Annotated in this window: 1 protein-coding gene; it reads left to right on the forward strand. The window is 68.6% G+C overall.

What is annotated here, in order from left to right:
* Positions 1-38: 38 nt before the first annotated feature.
* Positions 39-844 (forward strand): IS5 family transposase gene (locus tag MOX02_RS30800; protein WP_147029542.1). Its coding sequence is split into 2 segments (ribosomal slippage): positions 39-369 and positions 369-844, totalling 807 coding nucleotides; the frame shifts between segments, so codons are not numbered across the junction.
* Positions 845-849 lie beyond the last annotated feature (5 nt).

Genomic DNA, 849 nt, shown 5'->3' on the forward strand with positions numbered 1-849 from the left:
AGCGTCTAACAAAACCGGTTTCGGCGCGTTGAGAGGAGATGGCGAAACCGCTCCTTCCCGACGGCTTATGGGCCGTGATCGCCCCGTTGCTGCCGCCTGAACCGGCCAAGCCAAAGGGTGGGCGTCCTCGAACATCCGACCGCGCGGCGCTGACCGGCATTTTGTTCGTGCTGCGCTCGGGCACGCCCTGGGAACTGCTGCCCCGCGAGATGGGCTGCGGCTCGGGTATGACCTGCTGGCGACGCCTGCGGGACTGGCAGAAGGCGGGGGTGTGGGACCGTCTGCAGCAGGCGCTGCTCGACCGGCTCGGACGCCAGAACGGCATCGACTTCAGCCGCGCTTCGCTCGACAGCGCCTCGATTGCAGCCAAAAGGGGGGCTCGGCGACGGGCCCGAACCCGACCGATCGCGGCAAGCCGGGCACGAAGCGCCACGTCCTCACCGATGCGAAGGGCATCCCTCTCGCGCTGAGCCTCACAGGGGCCAACGTGCACGACAGCCGGATGCTGGAGACGCTCGTGGATGCCGTCCCGCCGATCCGCCAGTGCTGGGGACGCCCGCGCAAACGCCCCGCCCGGCTGTACGCCGACAAGGCCTACGACCACCGCCGCTGTCGTCGGGCTCTGACCCGTCGGCGCATCCAGCACCGCATCGCCCGCCGCGGGATCGAGAGCAGTCAGCGTCTGGGGCGGCACAGGTGGGTGGTCGAGAGGACGCTGGCCTGGTTTGCCCAGTTCCGCCGCCTTGCCATTCGCTACGAGCGGCGGCGCGATATCCATCTCGCCTTCTCCACGCTGGCCGCAGCCCTCATCGTCTGGCGCTTCATCGAACGGTGGTTTTGTTAGACGCT

The sequence above is a fragment of the Methylobacterium oxalidis genome, assembly GCF_007992195.1.
Lineage (GTDB): Bacteria > Pseudomonadota > Alphaproteobacteria > Rhizobiales > Beijerinckiaceae > Methylobacterium > Methylobacterium oxalidis.